24 protein-coding genes are annotated in these 19603 nt (G+C 38.6%); 3 read left to right on the top strand and 21 right to left on the bottom strand.

Annotated elements, in window-relative coordinates; genetic code table 11:
• Together ACFQ4A_RS14025 and ACFQ4A_RS14020 are read left to right on the top strand one after the other, a co-directional pair.
• Positions 1 to 1123, top strand: a protein-coding gene (locus ACFQ4A_RS14025; protein ID WP_382401698.1) for an IS3 family transposase whose coding sequence is annotated in 2 segments (ribosomal slippage) — positions 1 to 269 and positions 268 to 1123 — 1125 coding nt in all. Because the reading frame shifts where the segments join, the coding sequence is not laid out codon by codon here.
• A gap of 272 nt (positions 1124 to 1395) precedes the next feature.
• On the top strand, positions 1396 to 1992 hold the full coding sequence (locus tag ACFQ4A_RS14020; protein ID WP_382401696.1) for a DUF1541 domain-containing protein: 597 nt from the start codon (positions 1396 to 1398) through the stop codon (positions 1990 to 1992).
• A gap of 94 nt (positions 1993 to 2086) precedes the next feature.
• Here ACFQ4A_RS14020 and copZ read toward each other — a convergent pair whose 3' ends face one another.
• The 3 genes from copZ to ACFQ4A_RS14005 all read right to left on the bottom strand — a co-directional run bounded on the left by copZ (position 2087) and on the right by ACFQ4A_RS14005 (position 5093).
• Positions 2087 to 2296, bottom strand: coding sequence for a copper chaperone CopZ (gene copZ / locus ACFQ4A_RS14015; RefSeq protein WP_382401694.1), 210 nt, complete (start codon positions 2294 to 2296; stop codon positions 2087 to 2089).
• A 94-nt stretch (positions 2297 to 2390) separates the two neighbouring features.
• On the bottom strand, positions 2391 to 4775 hold the full coding sequence (locus tag ACFQ4A_RS14010) for a heavy metal translocating P-type ATPase (protein WP_382401692.1): 2385 nt from the start codon (positions 4773 to 4775) through the stop codon (positions 2391 to 2393).
• 15 nt (positions 4776 to 4790) lie between these two features.
• Positions 4791 to 5093 (bottom strand): metal-sensing transcriptional repressor, encoded by a 303-nt coding sequence (locus tag ACFQ4A_RS14005; protein WP_382401690.1) that lies wholly within the window; start codon positions 5091 to 5093, stop codon positions 4791 to 4793.
• A 226-nt stretch (positions 5094 to 5319) separates the two neighbouring features.
• On the opposite strand from ACFQ4A_RS14005, the gene ACFQ4A_RS14000 reads away from it, so the two are divergent.
• Positions 5320 to 5529, top strand: a complete 210-nt coding sequence (locus tag ACFQ4A_RS14000; RefSeq protein ID WP_382401688.1) for a hypothetical protein — start codon at positions 5320 to 5322, stop codon at positions 5527 to 5529.
• A 205-nt stretch (positions 5530 to 5734) separates the two neighbouring features.
• On the opposite strand, the gene ACFQ4A_RS13995 is transcribed toward ACFQ4A_RS14000, so the two are convergent.
• From ACFQ4A_RS13995 to ACFQ4A_RS13910, 18 genes are all read right to left on the bottom strand, one after another.
• The gene (locus tag ACFQ4A_RS13995) at positions 5735 to 6493 is read right to left on the bottom strand and encodes a hypothetical protein (protein WP_382401686.1); all 759 of its coding nucleotides are present in this window, start codon (positions 6491 to 6493) and stop codon (positions 5735 to 5737) included.
• A 65-nt stretch (positions 6494 to 6558) separates the two neighbouring features.
• Positions 6559 to 7665, bottom strand: coding sequence for a hypothetical protein (locus tag ACFQ4A_RS13990; RefSeq protein WP_382401684.1), 1107 nt, complete (start codon positions 7663 to 7665; stop codon positions 6559 to 6561).
• An 11-nt stretch (positions 7666 to 7676) separates the two neighbouring features.
• Positions 7677 to 7991 carry a helix-turn-helix domain-containing protein gene (locus tag ACFQ4A_RS13985; RefSeq protein WP_382401682.1) on the bottom strand — a complete coding sequence of 105 codons (315 nt, stop codon included), beginning with the start codon at positions 7989 to 7991 and terminating at the stop codon, positions 7677 to 7679.
• On the bottom strand, positions 7981 to 9078 hold the full coding sequence (locus ACFQ4A_RS13980; protein WP_382401680.1) for a tyrosine-type recombinase/integrase: 1098 nt from the start codon (positions 9076 to 9078) through the stop codon (positions 7981 to 7983). The genes ACFQ4A_RS13985 and ACFQ4A_RS13980 overlap by 11 nt, the downstream gene beginning before the upstream one ends.
• A 36-nt stretch (positions 9079 to 9114) precedes the next feature.
• Positions 9115 to 9630, bottom strand: a complete 516-nt coding sequence (locus tag ACFQ4A_RS13975; protein WP_382401678.1) for a JAB domain-containing protein — start codon at positions 9628 to 9630, stop codon at positions 9115 to 9117.
• Between the two features lie 112 nt (positions 9631 to 9742).
• On the bottom strand, positions 9743 to 10564 hold the full coding sequence (locus ACFQ4A_RS13970) for an ArdC family protein (protein ID WP_382401676.1): 822 nt from the start codon (positions 10562 to 10564) through the stop codon (positions 9743 to 9745).
• Between the two features lie 89 nt (positions 10565 to 10653).
• Positions 10654 to 11253, bottom strand: a complete 600-nt coding sequence (locus ACFQ4A_RS13965; RefSeq protein ID WP_382401674.1) for a 3'-5' exonuclease — start codon at positions 11251 to 11253, stop codon at positions 10654 to 10656.
• Positions 11254 to 11270: 17 nt separating this feature from the next.
• A complete protein-coding gene (locus ACFQ4A_RS13960; RefSeq protein WP_382401672.1) occupies positions 11271 to 11672 on the bottom strand; it encodes a hypothetical protein in 402 nt (133 codons plus the stop codon).
• A 17-nt stretch (positions 11673 to 11689) separates the two neighbouring features.
• Positions 11690 to 11965: a hypothetical protein gene (locus ACFQ4A_RS13955; RefSeq protein ID WP_382401670.1), complete on the bottom strand. Its 276-nt coding sequence runs from the start codon at positions 11963 to 11965 to the stop codon at positions 11690 to 11692.
• A 186-nt stretch (positions 11966 to 12151) separates the two neighbouring features.
• Positions 12152 to 12529 (bottom strand): hypothetical protein, encoded by a 378-nt coding sequence (locus ACFQ4A_RS13950; protein ID WP_382401668.1) that lies wholly within the window; start codon positions 12527 to 12529, stop codon positions 12152 to 12154.
• A gap of 3 nt (positions 12530 to 12532) precedes the next feature.
• Positions 12533 to 12811: a hypothetical protein gene (locus ACFQ4A_RS13945; RefSeq protein WP_382401666.1), complete on the bottom strand. Its 279-nt coding sequence runs from the start codon at positions 12809 to 12811 to the stop codon at positions 12533 to 12535.
• Positions 12795 to 13550, bottom strand: coding sequence for a PD-(D/E)XK nuclease family protein (locus ACFQ4A_RS13940; protein WP_382401664.1), 756 nt, complete (start codon positions 13548 to 13550; stop codon positions 12795 to 12797). The genes ACFQ4A_RS13945 and ACFQ4A_RS13940 overlap by 17 nt, the downstream gene beginning before the upstream one ends.
• A gap of 12 nt (positions 13551 to 13562) precedes the next feature.
• Positions 13563 to 14012, bottom strand: coding sequence for a single-stranded DNA-binding protein (locus ACFQ4A_RS13935; RefSeq protein WP_382401662.1), 450 nt, complete (start codon positions 14010 to 14012; stop codon positions 13563 to 13565).
• Positions 14013 to 14036: 24 nt separating this feature from the next.
• Positions 14037 to 14702 carry a CHC2 zinc finger domain-containing protein gene (locus tag ACFQ4A_RS13930; protein ID WP_382401660.1) on the bottom strand — a complete coding sequence of 222 codons (666 nt, stop codon included), beginning with the start codon at positions 14700 to 14702 and terminating at the stop codon, positions 14037 to 14039.
• Positions 14686 to 15045: a hypothetical protein gene (locus ACFQ4A_RS13925; protein WP_382401658.1), complete on the bottom strand. Its 360-nt coding sequence runs from the start codon at positions 15043 to 15045 to the stop codon at positions 14686 to 14688. Before ACFQ4A_RS13925 ends, ACFQ4A_RS13930 begins: the two co-directional genes overlap by 17 nt.
• 63 nt (positions 15046 to 15108) lie before the next feature.
• Positions 15109 to 15420 (bottom strand): hypothetical protein, encoded by a 312-nt coding sequence (locus tag ACFQ4A_RS13920; RefSeq protein WP_382401656.1) that lies wholly within the window; start codon positions 15418 to 15420, stop codon positions 15109 to 15111.
• A gap of 59 nt (positions 15421 to 15479) precedes the next feature.
• Positions 15480 to 16607, bottom strand: a complete 1128-nt coding sequence (locus ACFQ4A_RS13915) for a RecT family recombinase (protein ID WP_382401654.1) — start codon at positions 16605 to 16607, stop codon at positions 15480 to 15482.
• Positions 16608 to 17404: 797 nt separating this feature from the next.
• Positions 17405 to 19600: a DEAD/DEAH box helicase gene (locus tag ACFQ4A_RS13910; RefSeq protein WP_382401652.1), complete on the bottom strand. Its 2196-nt coding sequence runs from the start codon at positions 19598 to 19600 to the stop codon at positions 17405 to 17407.
• Between the last annotated feature and the right edge of the window lie 3 nt (positions 19601 to 19603).

The raw sequence follows: 19603 nt of genomic DNA, 5'->3' as shown, positions 1-19603 counted from the left end.
ATGAAACGCAAAAGTTATACACCTCAGTTCAAATCACAAATCGTGCTAGAAATCTTGAAGGAAGAAAAATCAATGAGCCAGATTGCTTCAGAAAACGAGATTCACGTAAACCAGCTTCATAAATGGAAGACACAGTTTCTTCAGGAGATGCCTCAGGTCTTTGAAAAACAGAACAAAGATCTGGAAAAAATGAAAGTCGACTATGAAAAACAATTGGAAAGTCTTTATTCTGAAGTCGGGAAATTAACCACGCAGCTGTCGTGGCTCAAAAAAAAATCTGGCATCTACAACGACTAGACAGGAACGCATGGCGATGGTGGATTGGACAGATTCAGATCTCCCTGTTTCGCAACAGGCCGAACTGCTGGGCGTTAACCGTTCCAGTCTTTATTATAAACCCGTTCAGCCATCACAGGAGGAGGTGGACATTAAACATCGAATTGACGAAATCTATACCAAGTTCCCATACTTTGGGTCGCGCAAAATAACAGAAACACTTCATGCAAAGGGGGTAACCATTAACCGCAAAAGAGTTCAGCGCCATATGCGTGAAATGGGCATTCAGGCTGTTTATCCGGGACCCAATTTAAGCAAGCGTAATCTGCAGCACCGGGTTTACCCCTACCTGTTGAAAGGTTTGGTGATTGATCATCCCAATCAGGTTTGGAGTATTGATATTACCTATATTCGCCTGCATCGAAACTGGATGTATTTAACCGCTGTCATCGATTGGTACTCCCGATGCATTATCAGTTGGGAATTGGATCAGACACTAGCAATGGACTTTGTTCTGAAAGCTGTCCAGCGCGCCTTCACAGTTGGCGGAATACCTGAAATTTTCAATAGTGACCAGGGCAGCCATTTCACTAGTTCCAGCTATATCAGCCTGTTGCAGGAACATCCATCCATAAGCATCAGTATGGACTCCAAAGGACGTGCCCTGGACAACATTAGAATTGAACGTTTTTGGCGCAGTCTCAAATATGAAGAGGTTTATTTAAAAGACTATAACACGCCAAGAGAAGCACGCAACAATATACGGGCGTATATGGAACTCTATAACCATGAGCGTCCTCATCAGTCATTAAACTATCAAACACCTGGATCCGTTTATTTTCAGTAGGCTTTAATCCTTTCCATCTTCTGCTCATTATCTTTCCCATGTCAGAACCCGTCAAGGGAAAATACGCCCCTTGACAGAACCTGACATAGGAAAGAAGCCCTTTTTAAGATGGAAAGGATGACAAGGAAGATTCACTTTCACCTTATTTTTATAAAATATGTGTCTTGACACTGGGGTCCACCTTAATCCCTTTGAATATTTTGGTTTACATATATACATAAGGGGGGTATAGAATAAGTGTTAGCATTTAATCATGTTAAGGAGGGAAAGTTATGAGTAGAAAATTAATGATGGGGGTCATTGTTTTATTCATGTCTGTTGTGTTGGCAGCTTGTGGTGGAAATGATGATACGGAATCTGACAGTAATACTAATAAAGAAGATAACTCATCCGAAAATAGCGAGATGGACGAGGAATCTGACCACTCAGATATGGATCCTTCAAGTTCAGGTGAAGTACCGGATGACTTAGCAAAGGCAGAAGATCCGAAATACCCAGTTGATAGTGAAGCTGAAATTACAGCCGATCATATGGAAGGAATGAAGGGCGCAATTGGAACCATTGAGGGTGCCTATGATACAACTGCTTATGTTGTCACTTATGAACCAACAGATGGTGGAGAAAAAGTAGAAAATCACAAATGGGTTGTTCATGAAGAAATTGAAAATGAAGAAGGCCAACCGTATGAACAAGGAGACGAAGTTGTGCTTGAAGCAGATCACATGGAGGGCATGGAAGGAGCCACAGCTAAGATTGATTCGGCAGAAGATACCACTGTCTATATGGTAAGTTATGAAGATACAGATACTGGAGAAGAAGTTAAAAATCATAAATGGGTGACGGAAGACGAATTGTCGGAAGTTAAATAAAATATTATTGAAATAAGCCCTCACTTTTTAAGTAAGGGCTTATTTCAATATGGAAAAGGGCTGAATCCTAATAGGACTAGCCCATATATACGTTTTATGCTACAACATCGTAGCCTTGATCTTCCACTGCTTCACGCATGTCGGCAACTTTAACCTTTGCATCATCATACGTCACATCTACTTTTCCGGTATCTAAATTTACCTCAGCGTTTGTTACGCCTTCAAGGCCTTTTAGAGCACCTTCAACAGATGACTTGCAATGACCGCATGACATACCTTTCACATCGAGCGTCATGGTTTTCATACGATTTCACCCCCCTTCAAAGGGTTCCAGATAAGGTTCATTTAAGTGTAATTATGAAAATTATTGTGTTTGACCGCACCTTTTTCCGCAGTATTTATATCTTCACCCTTTTTAAACGAAGGGAGTTTGTTACAACACTCACTGAACTAAAGGCCATAGCTGCCCCCGCAATCCAAGGAGCTAATAGTCCAAGTGCTGCAATCGGGATTCCGGCACTATTATAAGCAAATGCCCAGAATAAATTTTGCCGTATATTCTTAATTGTGGCGCGGCTTGTTTTAATAGCTTTTGGTATAAGCAATAATTCGCCACCAAGGATCGTGATATCAGCTGCCTCAATAGCAACCTCTGTACCAGTACCAATTGCAATACCAATATCCGCCACTGCCAGTGCAGGTGCATCATTAACACCGTCTCCGACCATTGCAACTTTTTTATCTTGGTTTTGTACCTCTTTTACCTCATCTGCCTTTTCTTCCGGTAGAACTTGCGCAATTACATGGTCAATCCCAACCTGTTTGGCAATTGCCTGTGCGGTACGTTCATTATCCCCCGTTAACATAATGACTTCTAACCCTTGTTCTTTCAACTGACTGATTGCTTGAGATGCTGTTTCTTTGACTGTATCCGCAACGGCAACAACACCCCGATATTCGTTGTTAATTGCAATTAACATGGCTGTTTTTCCATTGATTTCAAAGTCCACTAATTCTTGTTCAGCATCATTGATATCAATATTATTTTCAGTCATTAATTTCCGCGTACCAACAAGTACATGTTGACCATAAATAACGGCTCTAATACCATGACCGGGTATCGCCTCGAAATCGTCAACGTCCACAGGCTTCACATCCTGTTCTGTGGCATAGGCCACAATGGCCTCGGCCAATGGATGTTCCGATCCTTTTTCGGCACTTGCTAGTAATTGTAATGTTTCCTGATCACCAGTGAAATTCGTTACTTCCGGCTTTCCCTTTGTGACTGTTCCCGTTTTATCAAGAATAATTGCATTTAATTGGTGGGTACGCTCTAAATGTTCGCCACCTTTAAATAGAATACCATTTTCAGCTGCTTTTCCCGTTCCTACCATAATGGAAGTTGGGGTTGCTAAGCCTAACGCACATGGGCATGCGATGACTAAAACAGCAATCGCGGCAACAAGGGATGGCTCAAAACTGCCCGGCTGAACAAGCGTAATCCAAATAATAAATGTTAGCACCGCAATCCCGACGACAATCGGAACAAAATATCCGGAAATGACGTCAGCCAACCGTTGAATTGGCGCTTTCGATCCTTGTGCATCTTCTACCGCCTTTACAATGGATGCAAGTGCTGTATCTTTGCCAACTTTGGTCGCTTCCATTTCGATGGTTCCATTTTTATTCATCGTTGAACCAATCACATTCGCTTCTTCATCTTTTTCAATCGGAATTGATTCACCTGTTAGCATTGATTCGTCGATAGCTGTCCGGCCTTTGGCAACAATACCATCCACCGGAATTTTTTCACCCGGTTTCACTACCAAGCGATCCCCAACTGTTACATCTTCAATTGGGATCATTGTTTCCTCACCATTACGGATAACACGTGCCTGTTTTGCTTGTAAATTGAGCAATTTGGAAATAGCCATGGTTGTTTTACCTTTGGCACTTGCCTCCAAATATTTACCAAATAAAATGAGGGTAATTAAAATGGCACTTGTTTCAAAATATAGATGTGGATCATATCCTGGATTTCCAATGGTTTTTATCGCCTCATACAAACTGTAGAAATAAGCAGCACTGGTTCCGAGCGCTACCAGAACATCCATATTAGCGCCACCGCTACGTAAGTTTTTATAGGCACCATCATAGAATTGCCAGCCAATAATAAATTGAACTGGTGTTGCCAGGGCAAATTGGAACCATGGGTTCATCATAATGGCTGGCATTTGTATACCAAATAAATGGTCGAGCATGGTAAGCAATAAGGGAACTGAAAGCACAGCAGAAATGACTAATTTCCATTTCATTCGCTCAACCTGCTTTTCCTTTCTTGATTGCCTCTCTTGTTCATCTGCTTTTATCTGGGCATCATAGCCTGTTTTTTGAATGCGGCCGATAATATCCTCCACATTCATCAAACCGGGATTATATTCAACCGTTGCATTTTCCGTAGTAAGATTAACCGTTGCCTGTTTGACCCCCGGCTGTTTGTTCAGCACTTTTTCAATGCGTGACGAGCAAGCAGCGCAAGTCATTCCCATCACATCAAACTCTGCTTTTTCCTCTTCTACCCCGTAACCGAGTTTTTCGATCTTACTTGTAACATCATCAACAGTGGTCGTTTCTGGATCATAATTAATATTGGCCTTCTCAGTTGTTAGGTTGACCTGTGCGTCAACGCCATCCATTTTATTTAGTACCTTTTCAACCCTATTGGAGCAGGCAGCACAAGTCATTCCGGTAACACCGACTGTCATGTGCTTTTGTTCATTCATGATACATCCCCCTCCCTATTTGGAAAATTGCTTAATAACGTCCAATAGTTCATCAATAGCAGGATCTCCTTCACCAGATTTGATGGCATGACTGACGCAATGTTTGGCATGTCGCTCAGCCACTGAAAACCCTACTTTGTTTAAGGCTGCATTTATAGCATTAATTTGTACCAGAATATCCGGACAATACCGATCTTCTTCCACCATTTTTTGAATACCGCGAACCTGGCCTTCTATTCGCTTCAAACGATTGATAACCGCCTGTTTTTCATCTTTTGTCCGAGGGGTAATCGGGTGATCATGAAGAAATTCCCCCATGTATATCACTTCCTTTTCAATTATATATACTATACCCCCCTAATGTATATATGTCAATAAATTATTCTTGTGCAATATAGTAATTGAAAATAACGTTTGATTATTATTCACCCATGTTCTTTAATAATTTTGCCCGTTGCAGAACAATAACATTTATATTTGAAACAACACATGCCCCAATGGTCAGCATACAATGTTGCTAACTATGATAAAGGAGTGAACCACTTTGAATCCATATTATACAATTCCCTATTCTTATCCTTATTACTATATGGGTCGTTCTGAAATGAACATGCCTGATATGAACATGGAACAAATGCAACAGATGCAACAAATGATGATGGAACATGTAGAAATGACAAAGCAAATTAAGCAAAAGGTTGATAGAATTGAAGAACAACTTCATAGATTGGAGAAGCATATGAAAATGCAGTAGCTAGAGGTTATTTTGCTCTGATATTACTAAAAAAGGCCCATTCTCCCTTCGTTCACTCAAGAGATTGGGCTTTATTTATTGGGTAATATGGCTCAATTGCTAAACTATATTGCGTTAAAATATATTATTATTTGAATTAATAGCGTAAAATAAATTATAATCCTTCCAAAGAATTGCATTTTTACTTTACAACTTTACCTGTATATTATTCAATGTGTAACGTATTTTTACTAACTACATTTTCTATTTCATCGCTAATAATATCCTCAATAATCCAATCGTCGGGATTACCAAATCTCGCTGCGTGCGTTAGTGAGACGCCGAAACAATCATGTAAATATTCCGGTCCAAATACCTCTGCACAATATTGCAATCCAGCATGTCTCAAGTCACTAGGTGGGTATCCAACCAATTTTTTAGTATGGGATAGCACCCATTCTTTTGTTACTTGAACAGAAGCATTACATATAATATTAAAGAAGAGAAGGGAACTTTGAAAAAATTCTCGTTCATACTGAGTTAGTTTTAAATGATTATTTAATATTCTAAGCTCAGAGTCATCTAAGTAAGCCGGTGGTCTCCCGTCTATAAATATCGCTTTACGATTTGCATCAATATCAGAAAGCCTTATATTTCGTATTTGCTTTGAAGTTAATACATGAAAATAGCATAATGATACAAGCAAGGAATCCGTAGGGTTATTCAGCGATGAAATTTTTATTTTTTGGTTCAATAACACGTGGTCTTTCAGATTAAAAATTTTTTTGGTTATATTATAGGAACGAGCTTTGAAAGGAGGAATTGGATTTGCCAACAATAATTTATTTTTTTGACCAAATTCAAATAAATTATATAACTTCCTTTTCTCAATATCCCTGTGTTGTTGATTATTATAAATTAATAGGTAAGAGTTAATCATTTCCTGGGATATTCCAAGCCAGTCTTCAACTTGATAATTTGACATTAACCAATCGATACACTTGAAAAAAGAACCAAAAAGGTTCGTAACTGATTTCCATTCCAGTGTTTTTACGGCATTTTTTTTTCGAGTACATATATCTTTTTTGATTTCATTTCAAGATAATAATTTAGAAGCTTACGGAATCTACTTGGATAAGAAAGAATTCGTTCTTCTATTTTCGTTCGATCATTTTTATCCGATATAAACATTTCAACCGTTCTCCCCTCTATTCTTAGATAGGGAAGAATCACATCCGGAGAAAGAATATGTTGGCTATGCAAAAATGCACAAAAATGACCATATGCAGCTGGTAATTTTCTTAGGTTGGTACTGGACATTGACAACTGGGTGTAACTTTCAAAAGTAGAGCATATCCATTTAATATTAATTTTCTCTTGTAAAGTGTTGCCACTAAAAGATATAATTTTATTTCTTTCAGTTGAATCTAATAACTTTTCCATACGTATAAAAACATGAACTAACAAGTTTGATACATCGTGCACCGTTCTAAATTGCAACTGAGATTTTAGCATGAAATTCACAAAATCTAGGAAAAGGTTTTTGATTTCAATGCTTTCAAATGTTTTCTCTAAAGTAGACTTTGAACATAACCTTTTCAAAGACCTTCTATCTGTACACGTTTCACAAAAATTATGGGTTTGTTTTCCTTTGAAAACCCCACAATCATGACATCTTCTATCATCAAAATAATAATCAAGAATATCTTCATTGTAGTAATACCAATTATCGAGTATTGTTACGGACCAGGGGTAATTGTTTACATCAAAAGCAATTAAACTCTGGCTAAAGAAAAACACCTTAATTATATCTAAGTATTTTGGTGACTTATATGCACTAATATCATAATAAACATTGTTAAGCCATGACTCTGAAAGCCTTGAATCAAATGTATCATTTAAGCGATTAATAACCTTTTGAAAATCAACAACAATCCTGTACTTAAAAATCCTTGAGAAGCTAGAGCTCTCAATAAAATCATTAAATGAAATTATTAAATTAACCTTCCACTCCACTCGATGCCTCATCGCAAGAGAATCGTGGTCAAGTAAATTTAATAGGCTTTCTTCAGCATAACAATTGTTACATCTTCCGGTACGTATAATTGTTTTTTCGGAAACATTTCCTCCACATAAAGGACAATCAACATATTTCAAATTAAACACCTCTAAACCGGGGGAAGTGGTCGATTATTTATTGCTTTCTTTTCTTCTTGATCTTTGGAAATAACACGTGATTTTTTCATAGATCCGATATAAGTTGATTTATGAACTACCAGATCATTTGGAGTACATTCTAAGGCTGTACAAATCGCATCTAAGGTTTCAACTCGAATCAATTTCGGTTTTTCATTTAATAATGCTGAGATGGATGCAGGTGACATTGAATAACCTGCTTTATCCTCCATTAAGCGTAGTAATTCACTGCCAGTCCAAATATTATTTTTTGCCATAATGTGGCGTAAATTCCACTCAATACTCATCTTCTAGATCACCCTCCAAATCTTCTAATGATGCTTTCCACTTTTTCTGCGCAATTCTTATACGTTTTTCTACAAAATCACTGCTTGCATCTAGATATCCAGCAGTAGTAGCAATACTAGAATGTCCTAACAATTTACTTAGTGTTAGAATATCTACACCAGACTCTGCTAAATCGGTTGCGAAGGCATGTCTTAACTGGTGAGCAGAAAGCATAGATTCCGTGGGTATTCCTATTTCTTCTTGACGCCTTCGCAAATTTCCTCTCATAGCATCACGTGTAATCCTTCTTCCACTTTCTGAAAGGAACAATGCCCTTGAGTCATGTTCTCCCTCTAGGAAAAGAGGATATACATTTTCTAAATACCATTTCATTAAAACGTCGGCATCATTTAACAAGGGCACCCAGCGTGGTTTATAACCGGTTCCACGACTGCCTTTACCATACCTTACGTGGAGTTTTCCAATTCCTGAAGTTCCTAGATCAAATCTAACATCGTTTACATTTATCATTGTTAATTCAAAAATGCGTAACCCAACCATTCCCAATAACTTAAAAAAAACGTAATCTCTTGCTACCGTACTATACTTTCGATTCTTTCTCATGCCTTCCTTTAGAGAGTCGAAAAATAAATGAAGCACATCTTTTTTGGGAGGGGCAACTCGGACATCATTATCATCTTTCCTGTGGAAAAATTTATTAAACTGATCAAAAACATCAGGAACACGGACCCCTATAGTGTTGTAAATCTCGATAGATTTTCTACTACGTAAATACTCTAGAAAAGTGGATATGTTTGACTGATACGCTCTTCTTGTACTATGTGCTAAATTTCTCCCCACTAAATCTTCGTAAAAAAGTTCGATGTCCTCAGAGTCAATTTCCCATATAAACTTATTGATAAGTGTAAGAAATTCATTAACATTCCTTAACCCCAAAGTTATTGTGTGATCAGTATATCCTACAGCTTTCCTCTGAAGCTCCCAAGATGACAATAATTTAGTCTGAAGTTCCTTCTTTTGACTTAATGTTACAAAGTTTTGTTTCTTTTCACCTCCATCAATTAAAATCAGGTTGGAATTTGTCATATTGCGCACCACCTTTTTAGGCATTACCTAAATTTATTAGGTGTTGCCATAATACCACGGGCAATAATCAATGTCTAACTTAAACATAATCCGATGATTATGCAAGCACATTATAGATGCAGCCCCATAACGAAAAGCATTTTTAAATACCTCTCTTGGGTGAACAACCGAAGCATTAAGACTACCAATAAAGACTGTTTTTTTATTGATAACCTCATTTTTCGAATTAAGGTATAAGCATACAAAATGCTCTTGCTGCAAAAGACGCATTTCTTCCATCATCAAATCAGCAGCGTCTTCCGGTGAACGGATTATATTGTATTCCTGTCGTTTACAGCTTACCAATTTTTTCGACATGTTAAAGGCTGCAACAATTCGTTGTCCCTCAATTTTTGACAAACCTTCTTTTTGCAATTCCCAAACCGTCATGTCGGATAAATACCGGATACCGTATGAAGCAAGTTTTCCACACAATTCCGGCGTTGCATTTGATCCGATTAAGACAGCTAGAATATCTTGCAAATTAAGGTTGTTAGTTTCGTAATGTGTCACGGCTTCTCTCGCAATATTAAGATATTTCTCGATATTTTCTCCTTTCCGAATCCCCGGCCACGATGGCACGAGGATTCGTACCATCGTTTTATGCCGGATGGAAAGGCAAATTTTATTCGGTTCCTAGTATGTGGTCACAAGCTTTTTGTGCTTGTTGTGACGCTTGAACAATCAATGTTTTATCATTCTTTAAAGCTCGCAACCATGATTGGATATAACTGGCTGAGTTATCTATTGTTTCATTGTTAATACCAGTTACACCGCAAAGCATGGAAGCTCCAAGTTCCGCCACTAATTCCTCTTTACTATAATTTTCACTTCCAAAGCGATTATGCTGAACAACACCTTTTCGGTTTAAACGATCACTATGGCCAGTTGAGTGAATCATTTCATGGAACAGTGTACTGTAATATTCGTGGATGTTAGGAAAATCCTCTTTTGGCGGTACATTAATGTGATCGTCAAAAGGTTTATACCATGCCTCTCCAGGGAGGTGTGTATACGTTGGAGAATTAATATAATTCTCTTTCACAGCCTCAGCTTCTTCAATAGGGTCATGCTGAAACTTTTCCTCAATTCGTTTTCGTTCCAGCCCTTCTACCTGTTCCCCGACTTCAAAAACTCGGTAGTATCGTAGAAGTGGAATGGTTTTTGTTTCTTGCTCGTTTTCTTCATCATCAACCTCGATCATTTTCCAAAATACAACAAGATGTGATTTTTCACCTTTCTTCACTTTACCGCCAGCCTGTTGGATTTGCTTGAATGTGGCATACTCTCCGCCACTAAGCAGCATCGTATTAATTCCCCTGTATGGTTTTTGCGTTACCCAATTGACTGCAACGCCGCCATTCCAGGGTTTTTTCCACGGGACTGTTCCTTCCTCTAACTTCTTGATAATTTGATTCGTTACGATTTCATATACTTTCTTACTCATGTTCCTCCTTTCCACTACAAGCTGCACCGAATGGCACAGCTTATAGTGCCACTCGGTTATGCCAGAGTGGAAGGCAGCATTTTAAACATCTAGTTCCTAAAATCCAGTACCTTTGCATTGGATGGACAATATACTAAATCTCGTTCAGGTGTCCTTACCACTTTATTAAGGAAAAACACCATCGCATTTTCTCCGTGTACCTTCACTTGTTCATCAAAGACAGCTTTGGTCATGGCAACATCGTCACCAGCCCGATGTGTTTGTTGCTCATCCGCTACATAGCGTGGATAGACATGCTTTAATGATGACGACAAATGCGGATTGGTGAGATACTCAATCGTTCGAGTACACATGAAATGCTTTGGAGCTATCCCAAAATGATGATAAAGAAAACCTAAGTCGAAATTAGCATTATGTGCAATAACTAGCGTTTCGTCATCAATAAATGTATTCAGAATGGATTGAATTTCTTTTCTGCTTATCCCCTGTTTATTCACGTTTTTAGCAGTTAATCCCGTCAGTTCTGTAACAAACGCAGAAACTTCAACCCCTTCGGGAAGTTGAATTTTTGATGAAAACTCCTGTTGGTCTGCACCATCTATTTTCAGTAATGCAACTTCCGTTGGATAATCCTCGTTGGGAGATAAGCCAGTTGTTTCAAAATCAGTGAATAGTATCTTTTCAAACATACCTCTAATTCCCCTTTTTAGGCTGTTTTGCCAGTAACTTTAATTTTTCCTTCCAATTTTAACGACTCCAGCTTTAGCATCAGGTTAAATGTTTCACCTGCTTCAAAGCCAATAAGGTCGATGCCGTCATTTGTAAATTTCTTCTTTAAAAATAAAAGGGTTCCTGCCAGCTGTTGCGTACCATATTCCGTTTGGATTTCTATAACAGGATTTCCACTGACCATCAATCCTTCATCGTCTACAGCAATGTCGAACTCATCATCGAATGGAACAACGTCCATGAAGTCAGCACCGATTAAGTTACAAAACGTTTTGTAATCACTATTTGGCTGAATATCAACGATATCCTCTTGAAATGCCATTTCTTCCAGGCTGAATCCAATACGAATAGCTTTTTTTACACCCGTTTTTGTTGCCATGTTAATAACGCCCCTTTTTACAATTCCGTCGCTATATTACGTGCTTCGTTACGATCTTCCGTCCGGTGAATAATCCGCATGGATGACTTGTCCAATAACTTCTCACCACTGTTGATTTCTTCTAACAAAGACACCAAGCGTACATTGGAACAGCAGAAAGTTACTTCCTCATTCGTTACCGAACCATCCTGTTCCGTCAGTTTCGCTTTATAAACGTAATATTTGATAGATTCCTTTTTCCCGTATTTGCGAGTACACCTTGCACAAACAGAACTACAATCGGTCATTTCCATCCCGTCATCCCCAAAGAAGTGACATGGAAATCCGCAAATTATGCAAAGTTCATTTACGGTGGCATGGTGCTTCTTATGAGCATTATTCATGGTAAACACACACCTTTCATTTCAACGAAAAAGCGACCACTAAAAAACTTAGCAGTCGCTTTTTTGTCTAAAATATGCTATCTTTATTTAAGTAAATTATTTTTTTCGAGACGTAAATCGTTGCGTCTCTTTTTTTATGCCATATTGAGCTAAAACATCATCTTCCCAGCCAAGTTTATCCAAACTTTTTTTAGGAAGTGATAATAGCTCCCAACGGTTATATCCTTCTACTCCCATCATCTCTGATATGCTTTTTAATGCCTCAGGATCAAACTTCCAAGATGTGGTTGTAGACATCTCCCACACTTTATTTGAAGTCTTGATTGATCCATATTCTTTGACATATTCCTTCAATTTGTCTTTCATCGACTTAACGGCAGCCTCCGCCCATTCAATTTCTCCGGCGAGTTCGACAGCTTCTTCTTCCGTTAAATCAATACCCCTTTTTTCAGTATTAGCAGTTGCTGTACTCATTAATTACTGAACCCCTTTCTCTGGCATTTTTGTTGCACCCGTACTTAAAATTTTGTATTTCTTATCGTTTAAGCGCCTTAACAAGTGAAAAAAGCTTTCAGAATACGGGCGATACTTTTCTTTCGTTTGTTGATTAACAAGGAATAATTCCCCGTTATCATAAACGAGGTTTTTGGTATGACCTGCTTCATCCTCAAAACTGACAAAGCATTTGGTATATCCCTTATTAATTAACCTTGTTACAAACCGATCAATTTTTAACTGCTCATACGTTTTTCTCATTTTTAAAACCTCCATTATTTTGTAATGAATATTGACTGAAATTGCGGAAGCATTCCAAGACAAACGGACAATGACTACACGCACTGGAAGGCGCTACCGGGAATAGTTCGTCTGCCTTTTCCGGCATGATGTCCAAAATGGACAACTTGCTATTAATTTTATTAGCAAGCTGTAACGCCCATTGTCGTGCTTGTTCCGTGTCATCCCTGTCAAAGATATGGTTACTTTCTTTTCCATATCTGAGGAATGCCAAACGTCCCTTTACTTCATTCACACCTTTTAAATGTTGGATAGCTAAGGCATACAGGGCAACCTGATGATTGTCCCGTATGTCGTAGGTTTTCCAGTTTGTTTTCCAGTCGGACACCGTAACCCCAAATTCACTCTCCTGTACAAGGTCTATGTAACCCTGTATATAAGGAGAATACGGGGAATCATCAAGAGGGAAACGAAAATATTGCTCCGTTTTCCCCATTTCTTTATGGATAGGTGCTTTTTTGACAAGCTGCTTGATTTCTGTTCCGGTTACTTCCGGATGAAAGTCTGCATCTATCCATCCTTTTTGGATTGCATTTTCTAAACTGTCCCCATTTATCATTTCCTCGATGGCTTTATGCACTGCTTTACCAAGTGCCAATGGTTTTGTTACAGGTTCCTCTCTTTCGAGGATGTACTTGTAATAAAACCGTTTTGGACACGTTTGGTACAGTTTCAATCGACTGAACGAAAATGTTTTCATGCGACCACCGCCTTAAAAGGGTAGGTCATCGTCTTCAATATCAATAGGTTGTGCATTATCGAACGGATTTTGCTGTCGGTTGTTTTGGCCGGTGTTGCGATTACCGTAGTTATCGCTATTGCCATTACCGTTTTCCCATTTCTTTACTTTAAGAAATTGTGGGAAGCCTTCCACAACAAATTCCGTCATAAACCGATTATTGCCACTCTGATCTTGATAAGTTCTAGTCTGAACGCGGGATTGAATAGCAATCGTATCCCCTTTGTAAAGGTTGTCCGCCATGGTCTCGGCTGTTTTACCCCATGCCTGGCAACGAATGAAATCAGTATGGCGAGTTCCATTCTTATCTGCTACTGGACGGGTTAAGGCGAGTGAAAAGTTTGCCACAGCCTTTCCGTTTGGGGTATAACGCATATCCACGTCTTTTCCTAACCTTCCAACAAACGTACAGTTATTTAACATAATCAAAACACTCCTTCATATTTTTTAATCTATAATAAAAAACGCTTCATAAGGATGGGACTGGCCGACAAGTGCCGCAGCCCTGCATTCCAAATCAAACGTTTTATCACTCTTGCTTTCTTGAAAAAGACAGTCAAGAAGTTCCTGCAAAAATTCGATTTGCATCTCCTGCTCCATCTCTTTCACTTTTTGTATACTTCCTTTTAGGTCACCACTGCTCAGTCCTACGAATAGTAATTTGTAGGCAAGTTCCTTTTGCTTGTCTACATAAGTTAACCATTCACGGTAGACTTTTTCTCGAAACGCTCTATAGAGGTTCACGTCATATTCTCGGTTTTTGACCCAATTAATCTTTGGATAACCGATTAACTGCAGTTGAGACGTGGTTAAGCGTTCCGCAGGGTGTTTTTTGTACGTCGATCCATTCTTTTTCCGGATTTTTTCAATCAGTTCTTGCTCTGACACACCATCCAGTAACGAAATGAATCGTAATACGCCCCCACTTTCCTTGCAATACCAGCATTTAAACACATTTTTATCCTTGTTTAAGGATAGATAAAACTTGTTTTTGCCGGCATCAGCATGACAGAACGGGCATTTTGTTCGCACCTCTTTTTTACCCTGTGTTTTGCTGTCCAATTGCAGTCCGTGTTGGTCCGCAACTTCTAGCACATTAGGTAACAGGCTCATTTTCTTGAACCCCTTTTCTTTCAACCTCAACAGTCGGAACAGGGATCTGTTTCCATTTCGGATTGACCGGTACATGGCGTCTAAGGATGTTATAGGAAGAAAAGCGTTTTTCCTTATACATCATAAAGTGCTTAATCCCTTCTTTGATATAGGGGCAACGCTTGTGTCCGTATGCCTGACATAATGTGCAATCATGAATAACTTGTACCACGTCAGCATTTTTGGCTTTAGCACAAAATACAACGGTTACCCCCTGAAAAATAGAAGGATACACCATAACCAGATGAGAACCGGCAACCTCAAAAGCTGTAATTGGTTGAATATTTAAATCCTCTATCCTCATTTGATCACCCTTATTTTTATGATGTTTGGCGACCCAATGTTTGAAAATATCCCCTTCAAAAAATTAGGCGTCGGTAACTTGATCGCCGAAGTGTTTTTCGAGAGCCTCAATCCCATCATATTTCTGAAGAAATTCAAAGGCTTCATCTTCGCCGATGGGTTCAATATCTTCGCTACCTGAGAACGAATTATCCCATACGGCTACCGCCATATCTGTGTTTGGACCGCCTACATGATGGATGAACCATGCACCTTTTTTCGTATGGTATAACGTCTTTCTGCGATAATTAAAATCGCCTGGAATCCCTCGACTCCAATCATAAATTTCTGTCGCAGTTTCTGTGTTATACCGCTTTCCTTCAATAATCTTTTTCATTTTTAAATCCTCCTTAATGTTTTATAGATAAAGACGGGATCATATCCCGCCTTATTTAACTAAGCTGCTCGGGCTGTTTTTTGCCCGTTAACAGATTCAAGGAAGAGAAATCCATTCTCTTCACGCACTTCCATGTTAAACGGTTGTTCTTCAGGAATTTGTGCTGTCAGGTCTAATGCTTCCTGACCTTTAGCCAGCACAAGTTGTTCTTTGCCTGTTTCCTGATCTGTCACCGATATTTTTGCAAAAGGGACACCGGATGGTGATGTTCCGGATTTGAAATTCTCCAGAATATACTCTCTGCCATTAGCAGAACCATCATTAGAAGGTTGCTCGTTCTGCTGAGTTTCCTGCTGTTCTTGTGGTTCCTGCTCTTTTTCAGCAGTTTTTTCTTCAGTTGGTTGATCATCCTGCTTATTATCCGGGTTCTTTTGCTGCTCTGTTTGGTCATTTCTCGGTTCTGTTTGTTGCGCCTCTTGTTCCGGTTTCTCCTGCTTTGTACCGGATGTCGCCTTTTTCTCTTTCTCATTTTGTGCAGATGAATCGGCTGACAATGTTTCCGGAGATTGCACAGGCTGTGTTGCACCTGCATTGCTCTGAACGCCAATGTCATCAATCCCCATTTCTTCGGCAGTGTATAGACCGCCTAACGGAAATTGTCTCTTGAGAACAAACACCTCGGCTACTTTAGTAATCATAGCTGAAGGCATACTGTCCCAAATCGGAGATCCGCCTTTTGGTTGTTGTGACTTGGCATTCGCTTTGAAATACTCCTCGAAATCTACGAAGACGGAAACAGGTCGGAAACGCCTATGGTACATGACGGCGTAAGCTCCGAGAATTTCCCCCCGCTTTGTACCAAATTTGTGTTTGACGTCGCCTTCAGAAGGGATAAATTCAAATTCATCGCCCTCTTTGACTACGCCAGCATTTGGTGCACCAACAAAGTCAGGTTGGTGTGATGCAACCCGCAACAAGCCATCACGAGTAGTGATGAAATTTGTTTTTGGGCCGTTTTTTGTGTTGTATCGTTGGAACACGATATCCCCTAATAACGGGTTCAATCCGAATGTCTCGCAGATTTCCACAAATTGCATTGCCTCTGCTTCCGTTCCACCAACCGGCTGAATAAACCTTTCCCAAATAAGAGATTTTTGTTCGCTAGAAAAAGTTAATGCTTTTTCCATTTTAAACACTCCTTTAAATTTGTTTTTAAAATAAAAATGCCGATAGATACCCACGCAGGGAACTATCAGCATTTTATAAATCCTTATTCTATTGACGCCTACCGACTATTTTGGCTTTACCACGCAAGACGAAAATGCCTTGTCGTAGTTATGGTCATTTTCATCACCCTTTCATTATTTTGGAAATACAAAAAAGCCGATAGTACCCATATGGGTTCCATCAGCTTTTAATTTACTATATAGATTCACAGGCATACCGAACAAGGTACACGTTGCTCTTTTATACTTGCTCTGATGCCTGTTTCAACCGATCCTCAGTTTATTATGCTGAGGGGCAAACGCAGCTTTTGTGACGGTGTTATCCATTGCCGCCGATCCAGTATCTTTCTCAAACGGAAAGTGTCTGGAAAAATTCGCTAAATAACTATCTCTCTGCCTCGAATGGGCAGTGTGATAGATCCACTCAAAAAAGTGACTACTAAAATGATTATAATAATAGTTTACAAGAAATTGGCCCCGTATGCAAGCTAGAAAAATGTTTATTGTAACAACAGTTATTATTCTCTAGCTTGAAAAAAACGGATACTTTTGGATAATTAACTCGTATGGCTCTTTATCCTTGATGAATGCTGTTACCTCATCAAAACAGTTGTGTTGTTCAAATAACCCATGATAACAGCATCCATGTACTGTAATGGATCATGGCATTTCCGCAACAAATATCCATATGCCTCCTTGCTTCCTATTCTATTGTTTTAACAATTGTGCTGTTTGTTATTCCTTTATAAAAATGAAAGTCACTCCAAAATCTCGTCCAAGAGCCTCCAGGCATCACTTCTTATATCGTCTGTATACTCATCTGTACAAATAAATAACTCATTGTTGTTTTTATCTTTACGGACAAACCCACCTTTTAGATTATGTTTATTCAAATACCTTTTTAAAACATCAAATTTCTTTGGTGAAAAACTGTCAATGTCTTCACTTTCTCCGGTTCTATTAAAACCACCTTTTGTTTCTATAATCCATATTTCTCCTTTACACGAAAGGACATAATCGGGATAAAAAGATTTTTGCTTCCCAAAGTTATCCTGGTACACAATGGAAAAGTATTCGCTTCCTTTATCACCATTTTTATATACCCAATCAATACTTTCAGAGTTTTCACAATACTCTTCAAATGTTTTCTCAGAATCTGAACGAATTTCCGCTGAAGACAAATAACCGGAATAGACATTACTTTGATACTCGCGTTGCACACGATTTTTTCCATCAAACGTGAACAAAAATTCTTTTGGAATATGGAATTCTTTTTCTGTTACACCTTTGTAATTTTGCACTCCTTGTTGTACAGTCGCACTTGACATTGCTGCAAGGAAATCCTCTTTTAGTTTTTCAAAATTGTTAATCACAAAGGCATAGACCTCCCTTGTATCCAGCCGCAAGATTTTGTGCGTATATTTTACATTTTTATCAAATAATCGTCTGATTATCGTATTCATTTGTTCATAAGGTAAACCTAACTTTACACCCAATGTGCCAATACGATTATGGTATTCACGGCCATGTATGTGTGTGTTTAATGGTTCTTTTACATTTACTTGATCAAGCTTTTTAAATTCATCTGTTTCCAATTGACGTACTGAACCTGTGGAGGTATGTTTAATAATTTCATCTGAAAAGATATATCCTTTAGTTTCCAACCGGGTTTTATTTTCCTTTGTTTTGGTTGACGTTTGGTATTGGCTTTTGTAGAAGCTTACCATGGTCTTAAGGGACTGCACGGGGTCGATAGTTACGGACACATCAGTCTTTTGTTCACTAATTAACGTAATATCTCTATGTTCCTTCTTTAAAAACAATTTCATTGCATCCAATGCCCCTTTACCCAAATGTGTTTTAACGCCTTCAGTAAACTTTTTATCCAGTGTGTAAAGATAGCAGGAATCCAATAAATCATTTCCATAGTGCTTTATCTCTGGCATACGTCTTATACGTCCTATCGTTTGAATATCAAATGTCTCACTAGTATTTTCGCGTAGTTTCACTAGTATTTGCGCTCTTGGGCAGTCCCATCCAGTTGCTACTGCTTGCTTCATAATAATTGCACTAGGCTTGGCATCTAATGCTTCAATTTCTTCTAGATTTTGCTTCTTATCGCTAAGCCATACCGCAAGTAATCCATTTTCATAAGTAACATTTTTTGACCTTAAATACCGTTCCACCTCATCCTGTAAAACTTCACTCTTATTAGGTAGTTGAATAATAATCAAAGGATTGACAATCGACCTTTCATCATCGAAAGCAGCTTTCAGTTCACTTTGTTTGGCTAAAGCATTATCAAGTAGATAGCTAACCTGATTTTCAACTTCAATATTTCGATCAAAATCCTCATTGATAACCAGCACTTTCTTAATTAAACCTTCCGCAATCACATCTTCCTCACGCACTTCAACCATTGTTGCATTAACATTATTGACAGGTGTTGCAGAAGTACGAATAATCTTTTTTGGCTGAAACAGTGAAATAATATCATCAGCTTTGACCGTATCATTCTGGTGAGCTTCATCAACAATGACAATAAAATTTAATCCCTTGTTATGTGCATCTGCAATGTGTTCCTGGAAATTTGTTGTCTCACTTTCTTTTAATGCGTTGTTTCCCGTTCTGGTGAGTTTTTCCCAATTAATAAAGCAGGCATCATTTTCATTAAAGCCATCAAGCATTACATCGGACAGCAACTTTGTTTGACTGTTATGGATGTACCTGTCCATTTTGGCTTTACTTTGTTCTTCAAGATCACCCTTGCCGGGAGTTAACCAAACAAACACATTCCCAAAATGTCCTTTGCCGTATTCATCCATAAAGTGTGTTAAGACAATGGTTTTCCCTGAACCAGTGGGACTCTTAAATATTATTTCCCTATTATCGTCTTCTATACCTTCTATTAATTTACCAACAACTTGTAATTGAAAATCAGCCAATTTTATCATTAT

The sequence above is a fragment of the Lentibacillus salinarum genome, assembly GCF_042679865.1.
Taxonomy (GTDB): Bacteria; Bacillota; Bacilli; order Bacillales; family Amphibacillaceae; genus Lentibacillus; species Lentibacillus salinarum.
This window is presented reverse-complemented; position numbering and strand designations above follow the sequence as displayed.